Consider the following 20779-nt stretch of genomic DNA (forward strand, 5'->3'; position numbering starts at 1 on the left):
TGCGCAAAGCTTAACGCCGCTGTGGTGAAGATTGAACGCGACCTGCCGGTGGAAGGCGGCCAGGCTGACCTCACCCGTGGCGAGGCGGAGGGGTGCAAGCTTGGGCGACCATCTGCCCTCCCGCCGTCCGATCAGGTTGAAATCCTCAGTAGGAGGCGGCACCTTGTCGCCCTGGTGAAGGAGTTCGGCGTTTCGCGCGCCACGATCCAACGCGTCGAGAAGCGTGCCGCCTGACTCCACGTCCCACCCGAAATTTCACCAAAGCGCCGAGAATCCGAAGCCGTCCCCACCTCTCCGCGGTGCTACACCCCGCCCAACGCCTCGCGATCAATTTGATTCGCTCCGGTGCCTGCTGCGGATGCGGCTAGGACTCCATGCGATCTGGCTGGCTGTCGCCCGATTGAGTGGGTTGGAAGGGTCGCACCATCCCTGGCAACCTGGGCCGAGGAGCGTCGTTGCCACCCACGTCGTGGCCGTGGGCTGCGGCTGCGATCAACTCCTGGGCCGTCGCGCGAGCGGTTGTGGAGGCCGCGCCGACGCCACTGTCTGGCTCGTCGTGCCGAGGAGCTTGCGGTCATGAACTCGGGGGCTGTTTCACGGACGTGGTCAAGGTGGTCTGGGCGCGCCACCGCGTGACCCGACTGGGAGTGATCTGCGCGGCCCAAGGCGGTCAACCGGCAAAACCCACCCGTCGGCCACTAACTGCCACATGCTAACGATCTTTAGAGCGAGGCGAACTTGGCAATTGTCCGCCGGGGAGCCTTTTCGACGCTTTGCGCCCGCGAAAATACCAAATCGCCGGTAGGGCCGATGCAGCCACAAAGAAAGGTAATAGCCAAAAAACGACCTCAGCAGGTGGCACGCTGAGCCTAAACAAAATCAAATACAATGCTACGTTTATCACCATCTCATAGAATATTAGTCGCACAAACCTATTCATCCCATCCCCTTGCCTTCGCAATATTTAAGCTGATTGAGGCGCGCCGAGGTAGCGTCTGCCTTATTTTGAGAATTTGCGAACTTATCTAAGAATTCTGAAGCTGTGAACACACCAAGTCCGAGCGCAGTTGCGGCCCTCTTTCCAAGATTAAGAGCAGCCGCTGACCCGCCGGAAAACAAGCTTGTCACCTCCCCCCATTTCGAAAGATAATCCTCTACTTCTGCAGCCACCGTGTATCTGCTTAGATCGTACTCCAACTTAGCGATGTCGTCCCAACGATTCTCGAGTTGGTAACTGCCAACATATTTTATGTTGTCCCTCAGTGCATTGGTTGCCGCAGCGCAGGCGGACTTCGCAATCGCCTTGGTGTCTAGTCCAGCAATCTCGAAACTATCTGGAAGTACAAATTGAGGCTCGAGAGCCACCGGCAATTGGCCCCCCGTAACAAAGACTGGCCAGGAGCCAAGAGCGCTGCCGCCGAAGACCTCCAATGGCAAAGTCGAATCCTCTGTGCCAGACGGATCGGTCGCGTTGACTGGATCGCCCTTTACATAGGCGTAGATGTTGGGCCCGTCGTCGTACCCGATGGGGTCGGTTTGGAGGAACCGTCCCAGCACCGGATCAAAGGCCCGCGCTCTGTAGTGATAGAGTTGGGCCTCGGGGATGGCCATCTGGCCAGTGTAGCGGAAGCGGGAGCCCGACCAGCTTTGCGGCTCGCCATACGGGCCATAAGTGAGCGGGGTCATCCGGCCACCATGATCTGAAGTGGCGATCACCGAACCCAGCCGGTCCTGATGGAACCAGTACTGCGGGTGCGTGAAGGCCGCATCCATGGCGGCCAGGGGCTCGTCGTTAGGGCCGAGCAGATAGGCGCGGATGCGTTTCTCGGCGCCCGGCAGGCCGTAGTCGTTCTCCTCCACCAGCGTCGGGCCGAAGTAGCGGAAGCTCGTCGTCGCCCCGTTCGCCGTGGTGCTCGCCAGCCGGCCCCAGGCATCATAGGTCAAGGTCACGGCTGACGGGCCGCCGGTGACGCTGCGCAGCCGGTTCAGCGCGTCGTAGGTGAAAGTGCGCGTTCCATCAGAGAGCAGGTTTCCGTCGGCGTCATACCCTGAGACCGCCGCGATCGCGGCGTCGCGATTGAGCTGATCATGGGTCGTGTTCAACGTCGTGGTGGGTTGGCCGCTCCAGACGGAAGAGTCCGAGACCTGCTGCTGGCCGATAAGCTGGCCGGCGGGGTTATAGGCGAAGGTCTGGTGCGAGCCGTCGGTAGGGTTCTCCGCAGAGGCATGCGACAGCGATACAAGCCGGCTCGCCCCGTCATAGGTGTAGGTCGTGGCGACACCGTTCTCGCGGTCGATCCGGGCAAGGCGGGACAGCGGGTCGTAGGTCGCGGATGCGATCGTCAGGATCGGCGTGTACATGTTCCGCCGCCATTGCACCGCCTGCAAGCGGTTGGCGAGGTCGAAGGTGGCGTTGGCCGTCCGGTTGCCCTCCACATCGTAAGTGACGGTCCCGGCGATGCTCGACGCGTAGGGGTGCGGGTTCACCAGGGTGTCTTCGACCAGCCGCCCCGCCTCGTCGAGCTTCTGGTAGGTGAAGGACGTCGCGGTGGACGACCCCACCCGGCCCTCCACCTTCCGGTCGGCGTCCACGTAGGTGTAGTAGACGTCGTCGGCCGTCCCCGGCAGGTCGATGCTCGTGGCGCGGTTCAGGGCGTCGTAGGCGTAGGTGATCGTCGTCCCGCTGCGCTTGCGCCAGGACGTGCGGTTGCCGTTGGGGTCGTAACCGTACTCCTCATAGTCGGTCGTCGAGATCTGGCCGGATCCCCGCGGCGCTGCCGGATAGCGCAGGCGCTTGAGCCGCCCGAACCCATCGTATTCGAACCCCGAGGTATTGCCGCTAGCGTCAGTGAGCGACAGGCGCTGGCCCCCAGAGGAGAAGGCGTAGCGCGCAGTCACCTGTTGCAGGGGCGAGCCTACTCCGCCTTCCTCGCTGACCACGCGGCCGGCGGCGTCGTAGTTCACGCGGGAGATTCGGTCGGAACCGAAGCGGCCCGACGCGGAAGGCTGGCAGGCATCCGCCGGCAGGGCGTCGTAGACCGCCGGGTTCATGCGGATCGCGGTGCAGACGGGCCGGTTCAGGGCGTCGTAGCTTATTTGCACGACATTCGCGGGGCCCACCTGTTTGATGCGGTTGCCGACCGCATCGTATTCTGAGGTGTAGGTCTCGAACGGCGTAAAGGCCGTGCCGACATATGTGCCCCGCTCCACCTTGGTGACCCGGCCGACCGGATCGTAGGTCAGCCGCCGGGCGGCCCGCGAAACGCCGGCCGGAAGGCTCCAGTCCCAGTGAACCGGGTCGGGCGTCGATTGGCAGTGACCGGGATTGTATTCATGCGAGCAATAGGTGCCTGGGGTCGCTTGCGGCTCGGTGATCAGTGTCGGGCGGCGCACAGCGTCGTAGACAATCTTCTGCATGCCGCCCCGGGGTCGGCGAAGTCGGCCGGGATTGCCGGAGACGTCGGGCTCGTCGCCCTGCAGGGTCCCGTACGAGATGACGTTGGTCAGGGTGTCCCAGATGCCTCCCTCGGAATACGTGGCGGATCGCGTGAAACCGGTGGGCGACACCCATGACATGGGCAGGCCGCTGCCATAGAAGTACTGGTTGGCCTGAAGGCGCGTCGCGCCCGTCGTCGCCGGCGGAAGCTCCACCTTCGTCACGACCCCGCCGCCCAACGTGTAGTCGGTCTGTGCGCCCCGCGCGTCCTTGGTCCAGATGGGGTGGTTGTAGGTCGCGTGCCAAGCGGCTTCGGTGACCAGAGTCTGGCCCGCCTCCGCCGAGCCCGCGCGGGCTAGGCGGGTGGTCTTGGTGACCAGGTTGCGGAGATTGTACTCTAGGCTCGTGCGATCCCCGTCGGGCGAGGTGGTCAGGGTCGGGCGACCGCGCCCATCATAGGCGACGGTGCTGACCGCGCCCGCCCCGCCGATCGTGCGTAGGGGCCGGCCCTGTGCGTCGGCATAGATGGTGCCGCTATACCCCGCGGCGTTCAGAATCTCGCTGCGCAGGCCATCGGCCAGAAAATATTGCGTGGGCGCGCGCGAGCCCGCCAAGACAAGGCGGTCCTTGATCTGCGCGACGCGCCCAAGGGCGTCGTAGACATACTGCGTGGCCGCGGCGCCTGCGTCGTCGGCGGCGTAGATCTTATCGACGACAGTCTTCGCGAAGTCCCCTGTCCCGAGAGTCGCCATCTCGAACTTGGTCGCCGCCCCGCCGGCGTCCGTATGCGTGACCTGGGCGCCGCTTTGCGTCACGGTGACCGGCATCATCGCGGACCCGTAGAGGCCCTTCCTCACCGACAAGCCGCTGAGACCTCCGTCGGTGAAGTTGACCCAGAGGCCGAGGTTGTTGCCCACACTCGACAGGACCTCGATCTTCGTCTGGTCGCCGCCCACGCGCTCATAGGTGAAGGTAAGGCTTGCGCCGCCTGGCCAGGCCCAGGTGGTGAGCCGGAAGCCATGCTGTTCGGCGCACTTCGGCGGGCTGCCGGCCTCGGCGATCGGATTCACCCAGTGGGCGAAGGTTTGCTCGTCGCCCGACCCGTTGGTCACCTTGAAGCTCACGTCCCGCATCCAGTAGCCGCGGGTCTGGGCGTAGACAGTGTTGATGCCCGGACAGGTGGGGCTGTTCTGCGGATGCCAAGCGCTCACGCTGGCGGCGCCTGTCTGGGTCAAGGTTCCGTAGGTCGCCGCGCCCGGCGTCAACCAGGTCCCCCCCGGCTTGCGGATCCACTGTCGGGTCTCGTTTCCCACGGCCGCCATGGCCACGTTCTGGGCGAGGGTCTTAAGCCACCAGGCGGTAATCACCTGGCCCGCCACCTCGCGCTTGAGGCCGGGCGACGACCTGTACGCGTCCTGGGCGGCGAAGAAGGCGGCGATGGTCCCGGTTGCGGCGCGCACGTCGGTCTCGCCCATGGCTTCGAGGCCGGAGCTGGAGACGGTCAGGGTGTTGGTGAACGGGGTGATCCAGCCGCCCTGCGGCTCGCGGTGCGCCCCCGTCTCGAAGGTCTGGTCGCGCGGCGTACTACCCCGCCAGGTGAGGTTGGCCGATAGGGAAAAGGGGAACGCGCCCTGGCCGACACTCGTCGCCGCCGGGCTCGCCACAAGCACCGCTCCCACCGCCCCGCGCTCAAGGCGGCCTTTCACGACATCCGCTGAGGTGGCCGGGTCGTACTGTGCCTGATGGTAGATTTGCGCGCCGCCGCCGCCGGCGTCGGCATAACCATTGGGATTGACCAGGAGATCAGCTACCTCGATCGGATCGCCCCCCGCGTCATACTTGATGGCCACCAGAGCCCCGCCCCGCTGCGGCGACAAGCCGTGTGAGACCTTGCCGCCCGCCTCAGGGATGAGGCCGCCGGCGCGCTGCCCGGGGCCGAGGAAGCCTTCTCTCGAGGCGACCACCGTGAAGCCGTCGGCCACATAGGCCGAGACCGCGTCGGCGACGGCCTGCCGGCGCGCAGTTGTCTCGGCGGGACCGATCGGCATGCGGTCCGGGTAGTCGATCCCCGTGGTCGGGGCGGTGTCGAACCCTTCGGTCCGAGACAGCGCGAAGGCTTGCCCCGCCTGGGTGGTGTTCGAATACTCCAGGAAGGCCCGCGCGCCCGGCGCGTATGGGTCCTCTGCGGCCGGCGGGGCATTGCCCCAGGCGAAGCGGCTGGCGACGCTGCCGACGTCCGGCAGGTCCGCGACCTGGGCCGGGACCGAGCCTTTCAGGGCGGCGATGGTGCTGACCGTGGCGAAGACCGCGCCGCGCCGCGAGGCGGCGTCGGCGGTGACGCTGGTGAAACTAAGGCCGCTTTCGGCGTCAACCCGGTCAAAGCTGTCGGTGATCCAGTAGCTGCCGTTCGGGGTCTGGTGCACCACGGTATCCGCGGCGGAGACGCCGAGCGCGTAGTGCTGGGCGAAGACGCCCTTGCCGATGGCGGCGTGCAGCTGCCCGGCCCGGGCAGCCTGCGCCAGCCATGCGGCCGCGATGGTCTCTCGCCGGCCGTCACCCTTCCACGCCTTGTAGGTAACTTGGCAGACCGGGCAGGCTGCGTCCGGCGGCGACGGCAGGGGGGTGTCCCGCCGCTGGCCCCATTTGTCGATCAGGCCACGGCCGGTGTCGCCGAAACCCGTGACGATAGTGAATGGCAGGGCGTAGCCGACGTTGCGCACGACGGTCGCATCCATGTAGCCGCCGCTGTTCGCCGCATAGGGCAAGTTCAACGCCAACGTGATGGCGCCACGGCTGAAGCTTGGATTGTCGCTATTCGAGAAGCTCGCAAGGGTCAGGGCCTCGCCCAGGTCTCCCGTGAGCTTCAGTGCCGCCGTGAAGCTGGCGCCTGAGGTGTCGAAATTGGGTTCGAAGGTGAGCCGGCGCCCGTAGACCTCGTCGCCGTAAACCACCCTGTTGCTGACGATCGTGTCGGGTCCCGCGCTCGGGCGGGCCTTGGTGAGGCTGATCGTCAGCTTCGCCCGATACTGGTCGGGCATCGCCCCGGTGATCGTGCGCAGGACGTTCGTCGTGTAGGGCAGCGACACCTGCCGCAGGCCGCCAGGGGGGATGGTTTGGGCGTTGATGGACCTTCCGCCGACCACGTCCGCCACGCCGCCCGAGGCGACGTTGGCGTCGATGTAGGTCTCAAGGGCAGTGGCCGCCGTGGCCAGAGCCGTATTGAGACCGGTGGCGTTGTAGCTCGTGAGTGACGGCACGCCCGACAGGGTGGAGGTGGTCGCCGTCTGGCCCATGGCCATGCCTGCGCTGAGCCCGGTGGCGGTGGCCAGATCCACGCCGGCCTTGAAGGTGTGGTCCTTGTAGGCGGGATCGTAGAGGTAGCTGACGCCGGAGATGACGACGCTCACCCACGCGTGGCTGAGGGTGACCGAGCTGACCGTGGCAGCGCCATAAGAACAGTCCGCCGTCGTGCTCCCGTTGACGATCGCCGGGATGCCGCCTGACGACAGCAGCTGGCAGGCTGCCTTGGCTGAGGTGATCCCGCTCCAGGCCTCGAACTGGGCTCCAGAGAGCGTAATCGTGCCCAGCTTGTAGTCGGCCGTATAGCCGGACTGGCGCAGGAGCTCGATCATCAGCTGAGCCTGGTCGAAGGCAGTGCCGGAGCGATCCACGATCACACCGACCGCGCCCTTCGAGAGGCCATAGGTCCAGCTGATCGCCATGTTGTTGCGCACGTGTTCGTAGATCAGGTCCGGATCGCCCTTGAGCGCCCGAGCCAGCTCGACCACTTCCTTGGCGCGCCCGCTGGCGCCCGTCCCGTTGGTGGCCGTCGTCGCACTGCCGAAGTAGCCATCCGCCGCGGCCGGCGAGACGAGCGGCGCGGCGCCAATCTTGGTGGAGGGCGCCGCCTGCGCCGTCGCCCAGAGGAAGGTCGCTGCCAGGCCCGCCACGCACGCGCGGACCACTGCTCCTGACACCATCCCCATCCCCCCAAGGATCGTCGTGACCATGGACTCCGCGGCGACCCTATGGCCAAGCTTGAACAACCGTCAATCGTCGTTCTGCCGCCGACAAAATCTTTCGTTGATCGACGCAAAGTTGCCGATCGGCCTCTTGCAATTGGGCGCCGGCCCCGGCTTCTATGGCCAAGCTTGCGTGCGCGACGGGGGGAACGAAATGCGGCGTGTGGGTGTCGGGCTGGCGCGCGTCCTCTTGGCGACCACGGCTCTCGTGTTCCCGGCTTCCGCCCTCGGCGCTCAGTCGACTCAATATACCTACGACGCCCTCGGCCGGGTGCTCTCCGCCATCGATGCCAACGGCCGGAAGGTCGTCTACAGTTATGACGGGACCGGCAACCGCACCCGGGTGAGCAACGGCGCCGAGTTCCAGGAAATCACCCCGACCGCCTGGTCGGCCTCGTCAAATGCCGGAACGACGGGTCTCGCGACCGCCGGGGCGTTGAAGGACGGCGACTTCAACGCGCTCGCGTCCATCCACGCCACGGCCAACGAGGCGAACGCGTGGATCCGGGCCGACCTCGGGAGCGCCCAGACCGTCAATCATATCGACGTGGCGCCGGCGATCGCTTCGGCGGTGGGCGCGACACTGGACGATCTGAACGACACCGTCGTCGAGTATTCGATCGACGGGACGAAGTGGTCGGCTGGCCCGACGATAAACGCCGTTTCGCCGGGTGCATCGCGCTCCGTGGCGCTGGGCGGCGTCACAGCGCGGTACATCCGCATCCGCCGCGCGCTCTCCGGACAGGTTGCGGTGGGCGACCTCAGGTTCTTTTCCGCCGCCGTCGCCAACAGCCCACTCATCGCCCAGCCCGACAATATCGCGACGTCGGGATTAGCGGTGACCTTCGATCCGCGTGCGAACGACCAGGACCTCGACGGCTACGCCTTCACCATCAGCAGCGTGGAAGACCCACCGCACGGTGCCGCCGTTATCAACGGCGGGGCGTCGGTCACCTACACGCCCGATCCCGGCTACCTGGGCGCCGACAGCTTTCTCTACACCGTCGCCGATGGGCACAACGGCGTCGCAAGCGCCCGCGTCAGCGTTCTCGTCCGGCCAAGCGCGAATCATACGCCTGACGCCGTCGCCGATACCTTCACGGTCTCCGACCGGGTGACAGCGCTCGTCGACGGTCTGAACAGCTTGCGACCCACCGCGAACGACCTAGACGCGGACGGCGACGTCCTCACCATCACCGCCAAGACCAATCCCGCCCACGGGACGGTCAGCATCGTCGGCGGCAATGTGATCGAGTACGTTCCGACGGTCAGCTATTCGGGCGTCGACAGCTTCACCTACACCATTTCCGATGGCCGGGGCGGTTCCGATACCGCGACCGTCAACCTCACGCTCTCAAACGCGCCGCCGCTTGCGGGAGCCGACACCATCTGGCCGCAACGGACCTCGCCGATCACCTTCGATCCGCGGCTCAATGACGCCGATCCCAACGGCGACGCCATCACCGTCACCGCGATCGCAACGTCGCCCGCCAAGGGCGTCGCGGTCCTCAATGCCAACCAGACAATCACCTACACCGCCAATTCCGGCGGAGCCGGCCGGGACGCGTTCAGCTACACCCTCACCGACGCTCGCGGCGCCACCGCGGCCGGCACAGTATCGGTCACGATTTCCGCGAACACCCCCCCCACGCCGGTCAGCGACGCGCTCTCGGCGAGTGGATCCGCGGTGACCCTCGATCCCCTGGCCAACGATACAGACCCCGACGGCGATCCGCTGATCATCACGGCGATCACCCAGCCGTCCCATGGCGCCGTCTCGATGGCCGCCGGCGGGCACACGGTCACCTATACCCCGTCGCCGGGATACACCGGCGACGACAGTTTCATCTACACAGTCGCCGACGACGAGGGCGCGACCGCTTCGGCGACCGTCGCCGTTAACGCCCTGCCTATCGACTACCTGGTCGTGGCGGGCGGCGGCGGCGGCGGCCGCGGCTACCCTTACGGCGGCGGCGGCGGTGGTGGGGGGGGCGTTCTGCGGGGTACGGCCGTACTTCCGATGGCGACTGCACGCGCGATCTCGGTCGGCAGCGGCGGCGCTGGGGGCACTCTCTACGTGGCTGAGGACATGGCCGGCAAGAATGGTGGGGACTCGTCGTTCGGGGCCCTTACCGCGATTGGCGGTGGGGGCGGCGGCGGCTTCCTGGGCTCTCCGAAGGCCGGAGGATCGGGTGGTGGGGGCGCTCCTGCTGGCGCGGCAACCTCGGGCCAGGGCAACAGCGGCGGGACGGGCCTCAGTGGTGGGGGCGGCGGTGCGGGCGCCCCCGGGGGTCAGATACAGTCCGCAATTGCCGGGGTCGGTGGGCAGGGGATCGTCAGCGACCTGACGGGCGCACCCGTTTCCTATGCCGCGGGTGGCGGAGGTGGGGCCACGGGACTGAACGGCAGCCCAATGATCCAGGGCGCGCCGGGCGGTGATTCCAGCGCTGGAGCGGGCACGACCTACACGGGCGATTCAGCACCTGCAGGCCGCGGCGGCGGCGGCGGCGGCGGTGCATTCTTGGAATGGGACGACTACGCCGCCCCCGGCGGCGCGGGCGGTTCCGGGGTCGTCGTCTTGCGTTATGCCGGCCCTCCGCGCGCGACGGGAGGCGTGATCACCCAAGTCGGCGGTTTCACGGTTCATAAGTTTACTGCGGCGGGGACACTCACGACCACCGCGAACAATGCTGCACCCGTCGCGGTGAACGACACCCTGGCAGCCACCTCGGGAGCCAGCGCGATCCTCGATCCGCGGATAAACGATTCCGACCCGAACGGCGATGTGCTGCGGGTGGCGAGCGTGGGCGCTCCTGCTCACGGGACCACGGCCATAAATCTCGGCGGCCAGTCGATCATCTATACGGCGAATGCGGGCTACACCGGCAGCGACAGCTTCTCCTACACGGTATCCGATGGCCTCGCCTCGTCGACCGCGACGGTGAATGTGACCGTGACGCCCGGGCCTGCATTCGAATATCTGGTCGTGGCCGGCGGCGGCGGCGGCGGTTATGCCGGCGGCGGCGGCGGCGGTGTACGTACTGGAAAGCTATCTCTGGCGTTCGGAAGCCTGTCCGTCACCGTGGGCGCCGGGGGTGTCACAGGGGCGCCGGCCACGAACGGCCAGGACAGCGCCCTTGGGCCGATCGTGGCGATCGGCGGTGGCGCGGCGGGCATGCCCGGCAAGCCGGGCGGAGCCGGCGGCGGCGGCGTCCCGCCGGACAATCCCTTCGTGGCCTTCGGTTTCGTGCCCGGTGGCGCCGGCACGCCCGGCCAGGGCTACACCGGCGGCGGCACACGCTACCGCTACGCCTATGGCGGCGGCGGCGGCGCAGGCGGCCCCGGCGGCTGGGGCGGCACCGTCAAGAGTGGCGACGGCGGGTCGGGGATCGCCAGCGATATCAGCGGGACCATGCTCATCTACGGGTCCGGCGCCGGGGGCAATCCCTGGGAAGCGAATGGCATCTTCACCCAGGTGTTTGCCGGCGCGTCCGGCGCTGGCGCAGCGGTCGTCGGCGGGACCGCCGCTGTTCCCGGCCGCGGCGGCGGCGGTGTGTGGACCAGCAACGGCGGATCGGGGTCCGTGATCATCCGCTATCCAACCGGAGCCTATACTGGGCTCGGCGGGACCATCACCTGGTCAGGCGGCTACACCATCCATACCTTCTCGAGCAGTGGAACCTTCTCGACCAGCGGCGGACCGCCGCCGAACTCATCGCCTGTGGCCGTAATCGACACGGTGAGCGTCGCTTACGGCGTCGCCAAAGTGATCACACCGCAGGCCAACGACACGGACGTCGATGGCGATCCGCTGGTCGTGACGGGCGCCAGCACGCCGAGTCACGGGGCGGTCAGCGTGGCCTCGGGCGGCGCATCGGTCACCTACACTCCAAACAGCGCCTACAGCGGCTCCGACAGCTTCACTTACACGGTAAGTGATGGACGTGGCGGCACCGCGACGGGCACGGTGAACCTTACCGTGGCGGCCGCCACGACGCCGACCGTGTGGAACGCGTCGCGCAAGGCGTCTTCGATCACCCTGAGCAACGGCGACAAGACCTACCTCGGAACCAACTTCGGTTCCTACAACTGGCAGTACGTCCAGGCTGTCCTCGGGAAGAGCAGTGGGAAATGGTATTTTGAAGTGACATTCAACGCCATGGGCGACGGTCAGGTCGTGGGCCTGGGCAATGGGACCATGAGCGTCGGCCCACTGGGCAATGGCGTTCCCGGAACAGCCTTCCAATATGGCTACTTCAGTGGCGACGGCAACATCTACAACAACATCGACGGCACCTCGGGCAGCACCGGTGCGGCTAGCGCGGCCGGTGCGGGCGTGACCATTGGCGTGGCGGTAGACCTCGACAACGACAAGGTCTGGTTCAAGCGCGTGAGCGTCGGCGGAGCCAACTGGAACAACAACAGCTCCGCCGATCCCGCCTCGAACACGGGAGGACTCAACATCCCTGTGGCGCTCGGCGGCTCGACGGTGGTCTATCCTTCGGCGGGAGCATCGAAGGCCGACCAGGGCACCGCCAACTTCGGGGGAGCTTCGTTCGTCGGTACGCCGCCGGCGGGCTTCAACGCCGGATGGAGTTCTTAGGTCGCTCGCCGCCGCGCCTCACAGGATGGCGTCGGACAAGCTCGGCCCCCGCTTCAGCGCGTGCACCAGCAACCGCGGCTGGTCGACTCGCGCCATGAGGTCCGCCGGTGGCCGTCTCCGGGCTCGCCAACCGAGGGTCGGCTCCGAGAGTTCCTGGATAACCGGGCTTACAGGCGAGCGAGGCATGGCCAGGACTGCGCCACCGGGCTTGCAGGCTGGTCTCAGGCGACGTTTGGCAACACCCTCGCGCTGGTCATGAAGGCCGCTACAACCCGATCCACCATGTCGCTGTTGACGTGTCTCAAGCTTCCGTCGTCGCGCCCGAATGCGGCCTCCCCGCGGAAGGACGGCAGCCAACGGAAGGCCTCGAAACTCGGGAAGTAGGTGAAGAGTTCGGCGTCCTTCCGACACATGACACCCGCGGCGGTCCTCAGGATGCCCTTGCTCTCCGAGTCGTCGACAGCGGCGGCCGCAGACTGAAGCGACGCCGCCAATGGGACCGGCGAGACGGTGAGGAAGACGTTCCGCACGTGCGTGTGTTTACGTATGAGGTCGCCCATCGTCTCCAGTTCGCGAACGTTCTCCTCAACCGTCGAGAACCGATAGATAGCCGCTTCGCTTTTCAGAAGTGTTCGTAGATTTGCCGGCGTGTGCGGAAGATATCGGGCGCCATCTTCAAAGAATGCGAGGGCGACACCCAGCGTGTAGATGACATTTTGCGCCGTCACGAGGGAGCTGCGGAGCCTTCCCACGTCATGCCCAGCCAGAACACTACGATAGTATTCATTATACTCGACCTCCTCGCCGAGGATAAACCGGAGGAGATTTACGTTTGAGAATGTGGTGTTGACCTCCTCCCCGACCCAAAAACTCTCGACGCTCACACCCGCCGCGCTCATCGCGCGCGCGACATTGCCCGCAAAGCAACTGCCAAAGGTGAAGTAGCTTCCGCGAGTGTCCTTACCCGCGACCTGGGCTTCAAATTCTTTGAAGATGAACCCCTTCAATGCCACGTCGAGATTCGCGACCTGGGCGGGATAGACCGGCGGCGCGGATCTCCGGCGCCCTTTGGCCGGCGCCTTCAAGTACTTGTCGATCTCGTCGATCTTATTTGCAATTCCAATGGCGTCTTCCGGTGAAAAATAGCCGGGGTGCGCCTCGAGCAGTGGTCGCGCCCTCTCGATTGGCCCGTTCGTCAGATAGACGTTCTTGATGAGGAAACCAGCCGCCGCCTTCGCGATCTCGGTCGGGGCGCCGCTATTCACCAGTCGCTCGAGATGCACGCGAGCTCGGGCGCGATAGTGATTTTCCTTCAGAACGATGTAGAGCCTTGCGAGCAGCAGACGAGCGCTGTGGTCATCCGCATTAACGAGCAATGTCGCCTCGAGGAGATAGGTAGCGTCGAGATGTCGACGCTGCTCGACGAGTTCTCTGGCGTAGGCCACGGGATTGATGCTTGCCAACGTCCATTCCTATCCCACTGCCCCAATGCTGCGTTCCATCGCAGATGATTGTGAGCCGTCAACCCAGGCAATGACCTGCCGCGCTTTGCGCGCTCCCGGGGCCGCTGGGCCTACGATCACCACGGCGCTGGCTTACGTGGCGAATGGTCATCGCGGTGGCTTGGCGGAGAGGCTCTCAAGCTGGAAGCGCTTCTCCGCAGATCGCCAGGCGAGGCGCTGCTCGCAGCGCGCCGCGCGATCCGCGCCACCGCAATCCGGGCCGCCCAGGGTGATGACGAGGAATGGCGCGCCGGGGCCCGTGCGCTGGGTACGCACCCCGAAGGCGAACCGCTGGAAGACCGGGACGACGGAACCCTGCTGTTCCGCGAAGACCGTGAGCTGCTCGCCCACCTCAGACGCCATGGGAGACTTCCGCCCACAGGGGTAGCGCGCGGCGTCGATGACCCACTCCGCCTTGCCGTCGCCGTTGAGATCGATGCGCTCGACGGAATTCGGCGCGGCGGCGCCTTGCGGAAGGGGGCCGCACTGCTCGGCCAGCTGGCGGACATAGGCCGCGACCAGCAGCGACTCAGGCTCCGCCGCGGCCACTGGGCTTGCAGCCGCAGCAGCGATTACGGTGGCCAAGAATCCCCCGCGCATCGAGATCATCGCAAACCCTCCCTACTCCAGGGCCGACTGGCCCATCTGACTGACGCCGGTCAACAGCCCGGCCATGAGCACGCCCAGGACCGCGCCCAACAGCACGATGAGGGCAGGCCCGGCGATGCGGCCGGCCGCCTCGATGCGCCGCAGCGCGGCCTCCTCCTCCATGCGTCCGCTGCGTTGGAGCATCGGGCCCAGGCTGTTCGACGCCTCGCCGACGGCGGTCAGACGCACGATGGCAGACGGGAAGGCGCGGACCTCGCCCAACGCCGTCGAGAGGAACTCCCCCTGCCGCACGGCCTGGGTCACCGGCTCGAGGCGCGTCCGGGCGCCCTTCACGGCGACGGTGCGGCCCGCCAGCCGCAGCGCCTCGGCAATCGGCGCGCCGGCGGATATCATCGCCCCCAAGGACTGCGCGAAACCTCCGAACACCACGCCGGCCACCGTCCGCCGCAGCGGGCCATCCAACAGCAGACGGTCCAGCGGGCCGGACAGCAGGCCGGCGCGCCCAGCGAGGAGCAGGCCCAGGAGGATGCTGGCGAGGCCCATCGCCAAGTTGCGAAGGTTGCCGCGGAGGACGTCGCTCGCAGCGATCATCAGACGCAGGCTGAGCGGCGGCTCGGACCCCAGCTCGCTGGCGAGCGGGGCGATCGAGGGGACGATATAAAGCAGGATCACGAAGAGAGCTGCGACGGCGCTCGCCAGCACGAAGGCGGGATAGGCCAGCACGCCGACCAGCTGGTCACGCAGCTTCAGGCGCGCGCTGATAACCTCCGCCGCCCGCTGCAACCCGCCCGGCAAGTCGCCCGCCGCTTCGCCCGCGGCGACCATGGGCGCCACGAACGGCTGCGAGGCTTGGAACGCGCGGGCGAAAGCCCTGTCTAGGGGCTCGCCGCCAGCGATGTCGGACGAAAGATCCTCGCCCACCCGCTTGAGGGCCGATCTCTCCACGCGCGCGCCCAGGATGCTGAGTGCGGTGCGGATATCGGCACCCGCACGGAGCAGGTCCGCCAGGCCCGACAGGAACTCCGCGGTCTCGCGCGCCCGCAACGGCTGAGCGCGCACCTTCGGCCGGCGCATCGCCCGCCCCTTCAAGGAGACCGGGGAGAAGCCGTCGCGGCGAAGGGCGTCGAAGGCCGCCGCCTCGTCGCCGGCCGCCAGGGTCCCGCGGACGCGGCGCCCCTCGCGGTCGACAGCCACATAGCTGAACTGCAGGTCAGCCATGGATCGCGGCCGCCACTTCCTCGAGGGTCGTGGCGCCCTCCACAGCGAGATCGAAGCCGTTCTCCGCCATGCCCCGCAGGCCGGCCTCGCGCGCCAGGGCCTCGATCTCGCGCGCGGACGCCCGGTCCGCCACGGCGCGCAGCAAAACGTCGTTGGCTAGGAACGCCTCGCTGATGGGGATGCGGCCCTTGAAGCCGGAACGCCGGCAATAGGTGCAGCCGACAGGATGGCGCACGGTCTGCGGAAGCACGCGCCCGAGCGCACGCGCGAACTGCTGCTCCGCCTCGTTCGGCGGGGCCTCGACCACGCATCGCCCGCATAGGCGTCGGACCAGCCGCTGGGCGGCGGCGCCGCGGAAGCCGGCCGCCAGTTGGTAGGGTTCGACGCCCATGTCGCGGAGCCGCGGCAGGACGGCCAGCGCATCGTTGGCATGGACCGATGCGAGCACGAGGTGGCCGGTCATGGCGGCCTGCACCGCGACGGCGGCCGTCTCCGGATCGCGGATCTCGCCCACCAGGATCACGTCCGGGTCTTGCCGCAGAAACGACCGCAGCGCCGCGGCGAAGGTAAGCCCGAGATGAGCGGCGACTTGAGTCTGCGAGACGTGCTCGAAGTGGTATTCGACCGGATCCTCGACCGAGAGCACCTTCTTGCCGGACCCTACGAAGGCCTGGAGCAGAGCATAGAGGGTGGTGGTCTTGCCGCTCCCTGTCGGCCCGGTGATCAGGAAGAGCCCGTGGGCGGTCCGCGCCGCGCGACCCAGAACGGCGGCCACGGCCGAGGTGAGACCGAGCTTGTCCATGTCGAGCGGCACCGCATCGCGGTTGAGGATCCGCAACACGGCGGATTCCCCGAACACGGTGGGCGAGGTCGCGACGCGGACATCCACCGACCGCCCCTCGACGACGAAGGTGGTGCGTCCATCCTGCGGCAGCCGTCGCTCGCCGAGGTTTAGGTTGGCGATCACCTTCACGCGCGAGACCGCCGGCGCCGCCAAGTCGGCCGAGACCACCTGGTGATCCACAAGCCGTCCGTCCACCCGCAGCCGGATGCGCAGGTCGTTGCGGGTCGGCTCGAAGTGGATGTCGGAGGCGCCGGACGCGATCGCCGCCTCGAAGGCGGCCGCGACGATCCGGGCGCCGGCGCCTTCCGTCGAACGGTCCGAGACCAGGTCGATCTCGCGCTCCAGCCGGCGCTCGTCGGGCCGCGCCGCGATCTCCCGCGGCGCCCCGAACGCTCTCTCGAACTCGCGCGCCCAGTCCGTCGGGCGCGCAGACAGGATGGTCAGGTCCGCACTGGTGGCGAAGATGAGCCCCGCCAGACCCTCGTCATCGAGCGGATCGCAGCTCGCGCACACGAGCGATCCTCCCTCGCGCCGCAGCGGCAGAACGCGCGCGCGGCGCAGGAAGTCCGCCGAGACGCCGACGTCGGCCAGCTGCAGTTGCGCCGGCGCGCGGCTGGGCTCCCACACCTCGCAGCCACACACCGCGGCATAGGCCTCGACGAGATCGTCGTCGGAGAGCGCGCCCAGCTGGTTCAACACCTGCTCGAGCGGCTGGCGCGTCCGAGCCGCCACGATCTCCGCGCGGGCGATCGCGGAGGCATCGACGATGCCCTGATCCAACAGCCGATCCCGCACCTGGTCACGGCGCGAGCGGGCCGCCTGCGTGAAGGCGGCGCTCACATCGTCGTCGGCCACGACCAGGCCTCCAGGGTTGTGCCGGTGAACCAGAATCCCGCGGCCAGGGCCGGCCCGAACGGCGCGCGCCCGTCCTTCGGGCGCAGCACCGCCATCGTCACCAGACCCAGCAGAGCGGAGATGACGATCGCCCAGGGCGTCGACACGCCCAGCCACAGGCTCGCGGCGCCGACCAGCTTCACGTCGCCCAGACCCAGGCCCGGTTCGCCGCGGCGCGCCTGTCCGGCCGCACGGAGGCCCAGGAGGATCGCGATACTCACGGCGGCGGCCGCGAGGCCGGCGAGTAGGGCCTCAGCGGATCGGCTCGCGGCAAGGCCGAGCGCGAGGAGCGCCACGAGCCCTGTCAGGGCGTCGGGCAGGCGCTTCACCTTCAGGTCGACCGTAGCGGCCGCGATCAGGACCAAGCCAAGGGTGGCGATGAGCACCGCCCGGATCGGATCGCCCGCTAGGCAGGCGCCGGCGACAACGATTGCGCCCCCCGCCTCGCCCGCCAGATGCAGCGGATCGATGCGGCCGCCGCACGCCGCACAGGCGCCGCGGAAGCGCGCGTAGGCGAGCAGCGGGATGGTGGCGGCAAAGGACAACGGCTGACCGCAGCCGTCGCACCGAGAGCGTCCCGCAATCGCGGTCCCCCCGCGGCTCACGCGCAGGCCATGGGTCACCGCGAAACTGCCGAGCGCGAGCCCCGCCACAGCCGCCACGGCGAGAGCGGCGAGCGACGGCATCATCGTACGGCCGGCGCGCTCAGGTCTCGGTTGAGGCCCTGCCCCTCGGCCACGCCATCGGCGCCCAAGCTCACCACGGCGAAGGTGCGCCCGTCCTCGGCCCGGCGATAGTCGAGGGCGTTACCCCAGGGGTCCTGCAAGGTCCGCGCATTCTTGACGTAGGGCCCCGTCCAACCTTCCCCATCCGCGGGCTGGCTGACCAGGGCCTGGAGGCCTTCCGCCTGGGTCGGATAGCGGCCCACGTCGGCCCGGAACATCTCGACAGCGGCAGCGACGGTCTCGAGTTGGACCTGTGCGGTCTTGGCGCGGGAGCGGCCGAGCTGACCCACGAGGTTGGGGGTCAGGACAGCGGCGATCAGGCCGATGATCGCCATCACCACGAGGATCTCGGTCAGCGTATAGCCTGCGTCGCGGCCTAGGTGGCCGCGGCCTCTACTGCGTCGCATCGCCCCTGCCCCCCGTCGCTTCGCGACAACTTCCGGTGCACCACCGCCACAGGATGGCGCGCGTCTCCGGTAAATCTCACAATCCGATCATCGCGCCAACCCGCTGCGGTTGTGACCCGCACCCGCCACGTCTCGCCGATCCGCCAGTCCGGCGTCTCCGGTCGCGCCCGCGGCTCCTGGGGCGCACGCGGCGGCTCGGTGGCCCGGCCCAGAGGCGAGATCAGGGACGGCGCGCACTCCCGCCAGAGCGGCGCGGCGTCGAGCCCGGCGACGTCGGCGAAGCCCGGCGTCGGCAGCGCCGCCAGGCGCGCCTTGAGCGCGGCCAGGTCCGAGACGCCCATCTCGGCATAGGCCTCCTCCCGCAGCGCCGCGGCCTCGGCTGGGGCAAGCTTTTCGGCCTCGCTCTCGGCAAGCGCCTCGGCAAAGCCGGCGTCGGTCGGCAGCGCCCACCGGTAGGGACCGCCGTCGCCGGCGCGGACGATCGTCGCCGCTGCGGCGAGGTGGGCTCCGTCCAGGACATATTCGACCTGACGGCGGGCGAGGTCGGCCTTGGCGAGGCGCAGCATCATGACGCTGCGGGCCACCATCGCGGTCGCCACCAACGAAAGGCCCAGCGCCAGGACGAGCGCGGCCGGGGTCGCATAGCCCGCATTGGGGTCAGGGCTGGGGCAGTCGGCCACGGGCCTGCAGCTCATGCATGTCGCGCGCTAGGTCAGCCATGGCGCGTTGAGCCGACGGCTTGTCGGCGATGATGCGCGCGCTCAACAACACGATGAGCTCGCTGCGGGTACGGTCCTTGTTGCTGCTGCGGAACAGGGATCCCACGCCGGGAATGTCCTTGAGGTACGGGACCCCGGTATCGCCAGCCGAGGTCGTGGAGCTGATCAGGCCGCCGAGCGCGACCGTGCCGCCGTCCTCCAGCACCAGGGTGCTCTCGAACCGCCGCTGCTGGATGGTCGGCGAGTCGATGCCGGAGGTGTTGGTGCGCCCTACCGAACTCACTTCCTGGGAGACGTCGAGCACGAGCCTGTCGTCGCCGGCGATGCGCGGCGTCACGTTGAGGATCACGCCGGTGTTGCGATAGTCGATGGAGTTGATCAGCTGGGCGTCGTCGCTCGAGCGGCTCTGGGCCCTTTGGGTCACGATTGGCACCTGGTCGCCCACCTGCAGGCGGGCGGGACGATTGTCGAGGGTGATGATCTTGGGCGCCGAGACTACCTCGATCGAGGTCCGCGTGCCGAGCGCGCTCAGCGCGGCGGCGATGTCGCTGTTGATGTAGCTGACCGAGAAGCCCGGAAAGGACTGGCCGATCGTGGCGCTCGAACCGTTGTTCACCGCGCCGATCCGCAGGTCGCCGGAAAAAACGTTCCAGTCGACGCCGAACTGGAAGGTCTTGCCGAGCGTCACCTCGACGATCGAGGCCTCGATCATGATCTGGCGCTGCGGGCGGTCGATCTCGGACAGGATCCGCTGGACCTGCACCCACTTCGACGGTGAGGCGAACACCAGCAGCGTGTTGGACTCGCGGTCGAGGCCGACGCGCAGCGCGTCTTCGTCGCCGCCGCTCGCGCCGCCTCCGATCGGCGCCATCGCGGGCGCCGGGGGCATGGCCGCGGAGCCTTGGACCTCCCGCCCCGCGGTAGATGTCGAGGTAGGCGGCGCCAGACCCTGACCGCCCGCGCCGCCACCCACGACGCTGCCCAGGGTCCGCGCCAGGGCTTCGGCGGAAGCGAACTGCGGCCGGTACACGAAGAGCGTCGAGGACCGGTCGTTCCCGGGGGTATCCAGGCGGCGCACCCACTTACCGATCTCGTCCAGCGCCTCACCTGAGCGGCCGAAGACGATGAGGCCGTTCAGGCGCTTGAGCGGCACGATCGTCACCCCGATGAGTCCCGCCCCCTGGACGATCCGGTCGACTTCGCCTGCGACCGTGGTCGCCTGCGCCTGCGTGAGTTCGTGCCAGCGGATCTTGGAGTCTTGGAAGGCGCTCTGGTCGAAGACTTTGAGCGTCTCGAGTGCCGCGGTTAGCTGGCCGCCGGAACCGCCGAGCAGCAGCAAACCCAGCTTGTCGTTCGAATAGAGGACCGTGTCGCCGGCGGCGATCGCCTCCAGCGCGCGCGCCACCTCGCTCGGTTGGGCATAGCCGAGGGGCACGGCGATCATCTCGTAGCCCGCGCCGCGCAAGCCGGCCGCGCTCCGCTGGATGGGCGCGGCGGTTCGCGCCTTGGCCTGCGGCGTGATCGTCAGCTGGTCGCCGTTGCGCACCATGGCGACATTGTTGGCCGCCAGCGCCGCCTCGAGCGCCGCCAAGAGCTGGTCACGGGTCAGCCGCTGCTCGATGCGGAACGTGATCTTGCCGCTGACGGCCGGGTCGAGGACGTAGGGCTGTCCGGCTTGACCCAGGACTTCCTGGACGACGAGGGCGATCTCCGCATTCTGGAACGCGAAGGCGTAAGACTCCGTGGCCCTGCCCTGCGCCAAGGCTGCGGGCGCCGCCGCTGTGGCGAGCAACACGCCCG

11 protein-coding genes are annotated in these 20779 nt (G+C 67.9%); 2 read left to right on the plus strand and 9 right to left on the minus strand.

Translation table 11 applies throughout. The features are described 5' to 3' along the window. Nucleotides 1-24 precede the first annotated feature (24 nt). Nucleotides 25-234, plus strand: a complete 210-nt coding sequence (locus ACODSY_RS09030; protein ID WP_488951380.1) for a hypothetical protein — start codon at nt 25-27, stop codon at nt 232-234. A 702-nt stretch (nt 235-936) separates the two neighbouring features. Here the strand turns inward: ACODSY_RS09030 and ACODSY_RS09035 are convergent. Further along, on the minus strand, nt 937-7446 hold the full coding sequence (locus ACODSY_RS09035; protein ID WP_488951381.1) for an RHS repeat domain-containing protein: 6510 nt from the start codon (nt 7444-7446) through the stop codon (nt 937-939). A 28-nt stretch (nt 7447-7474) separates the two neighbouring features. Between ACODSY_RS09035 and ACODSY_RS09040 the strand changes: the two genes are divergently transcribed. Further along, on the plus strand, nt 7475-12061 hold the full coding sequence (locus tag ACODSY_RS09040; protein ID WP_488951382.1) for an Ig-like domain-containing protein: 4587 nt from the start codon (nt 7475-7477) through the stop codon (nt 12059-12061). A 221-nt stretch (nt 12062-12282) separates the two neighbouring features. Here the strand turns inward: ACODSY_RS09040 and ACODSY_RS09045 are convergent, their stop codons facing one another. The 8 genes from ACODSY_RS09045 to gspD all read right to left on the minus strand — a co-directional run bounded on the left by ACODSY_RS09045 (nt 12283) and on the right by gspD (nt 20774). Then, the gene (locus tag ACODSY_RS09045; protein WP_488951383.1) at nt 12283-13524 is read right to left on the minus strand and encodes a GSCFA domain-containing protein; all 1242 of its coding nucleotides are present in this window, start codon (nt 13522-13524) and stop codon (nt 12283-12285) included. A gap of 147 nt (nt 13525-13671) precedes the next feature. Then, nucleotides 13672-14172 (minus strand): hypothetical protein, encoded by a 501-nt coding sequence (locus ACODSY_RS09050; RefSeq protein WP_488951384.1) that lies wholly within the window; start codon nt 14170-14172, stop codon nt 13672-13674. Nucleotides 14173-14184: 12 nt separating this feature from the next. Next, nucleotides 14185-15390, minus strand: a complete 1206-nt coding sequence (locus ACODSY_RS09055; RefSeq protein WP_488951385.1) for a type II secretion system F family protein — start codon at nt 15388-15390, stop codon at nt 14185-14187. Further along, the gene (locus tag ACODSY_RS09060; protein ID WP_488951386.1) at nt 15383-17089 is read right to left on the minus strand and encodes a GspE/PulE family protein; all 1707 of its coding nucleotides are present in this window, start codon (nt 17087-17089) and stop codon (nt 15383-15385) included. Before ACODSY_RS09060 ends, ACODSY_RS09055 begins: the two co-directional genes overlap by 8 nt. After that, nucleotides 17071-17817: a prepilin peptidase gene (locus tag ACODSY_RS09065; protein WP_488951387.1), complete on the minus strand. Its 747-nt coding sequence runs from the start codon at nt 17815-17817 to the stop codon at nt 17071-17073. The genes ACODSY_RS09060 and ACODSY_RS09065 overlap by 19 nt, the downstream gene beginning before the upstream one ends. Beyond that, complete coding sequence (gene gspG, locus ACODSY_RS09070; RefSeq protein WP_488951388.1) at nt 17814-18260, minus strand: type II secretion system major pseudopilin GspG; 447 nt, start codon at nt 18258-18260, stop codon at nt 17814-17816. The genes ACODSY_RS09065 and gspG overlap by 4 nt, the downstream gene beginning before the upstream one ends. Further along, nucleotides 18230-18955: a hypothetical protein gene (locus tag ACODSY_RS09075; protein WP_488951389.1), complete on the minus strand. Its 726-nt coding sequence runs from the start codon at nt 18953-18955 to the stop codon at nt 18230-18232. Before ACODSY_RS09075 ends, gspG begins: the two co-directional genes overlap by 31 nt. Beyond that, nucleotides 18918-20774: a type II secretion system secretin GspD gene (gspD, locus tag ACODSY_RS09080; RefSeq protein ID WP_488951390.1), complete on the minus strand. Its 1857-nt coding sequence runs from the start codon at nt 20772-20774 to the stop codon at nt 18918-18920. The genes ACODSY_RS09075 and gspD overlap by 38 nt, the downstream gene beginning before the upstream one ends. Between the last annotated feature and the right edge of the window lie 5 nt (nt 20775-20779).

The sequence above is a fragment of the Phenylobacterium sp. FG114 genome, from assembly GCF_057809855.1.

Bases quoted from the DNA above. Each gene is read 5' to 3' on its own strand.
- ACODSY_RS09035 (WP_488951381.1), bottom strand. From the start codon at position 7,446: ATGGTCACGACGATCCTTGGGGGGATGGGGATGGTGTCAGGAGCAGTG.
- ACODSY_RS09050 (WP_488951384.1), bottom strand. From the start codon at position 14,172: ATGATCTCGATGCGCGGGGGATTCTTGGCCACCGTAATCGCTGCTGCG.
- ACODSY_RS09055 (WP_488951385.1), bottom strand. From the start codon at position 15,390: ATGGCTGACCTGCAGTTCAGCTATGTGGCTGTCGACCGCGAGGGGCGC.
- ACODSY_RS09065 (WP_488951387.1), bottom strand. From the start codon at position 17,817: ATGATGCCGTCGCTCGCCGCTCTCGCCGTGGCGGCTGTGGCGGGGCTC.
- gspG (WP_488951388.1), bottom strand. From the start codon at position 18,260: ATGCGACGCAGTAGAGGCCGCGGCCACCTAGGCCGCGACGCAGGCTAT.
- ACODSY_RS09075 (WP_488951389.1), bottom strand. From the start codon at position 18,955: ATGAGCTGCAGGCCCGTGGCCGACTGCCCCAGCCCTGACCCCAATGCG.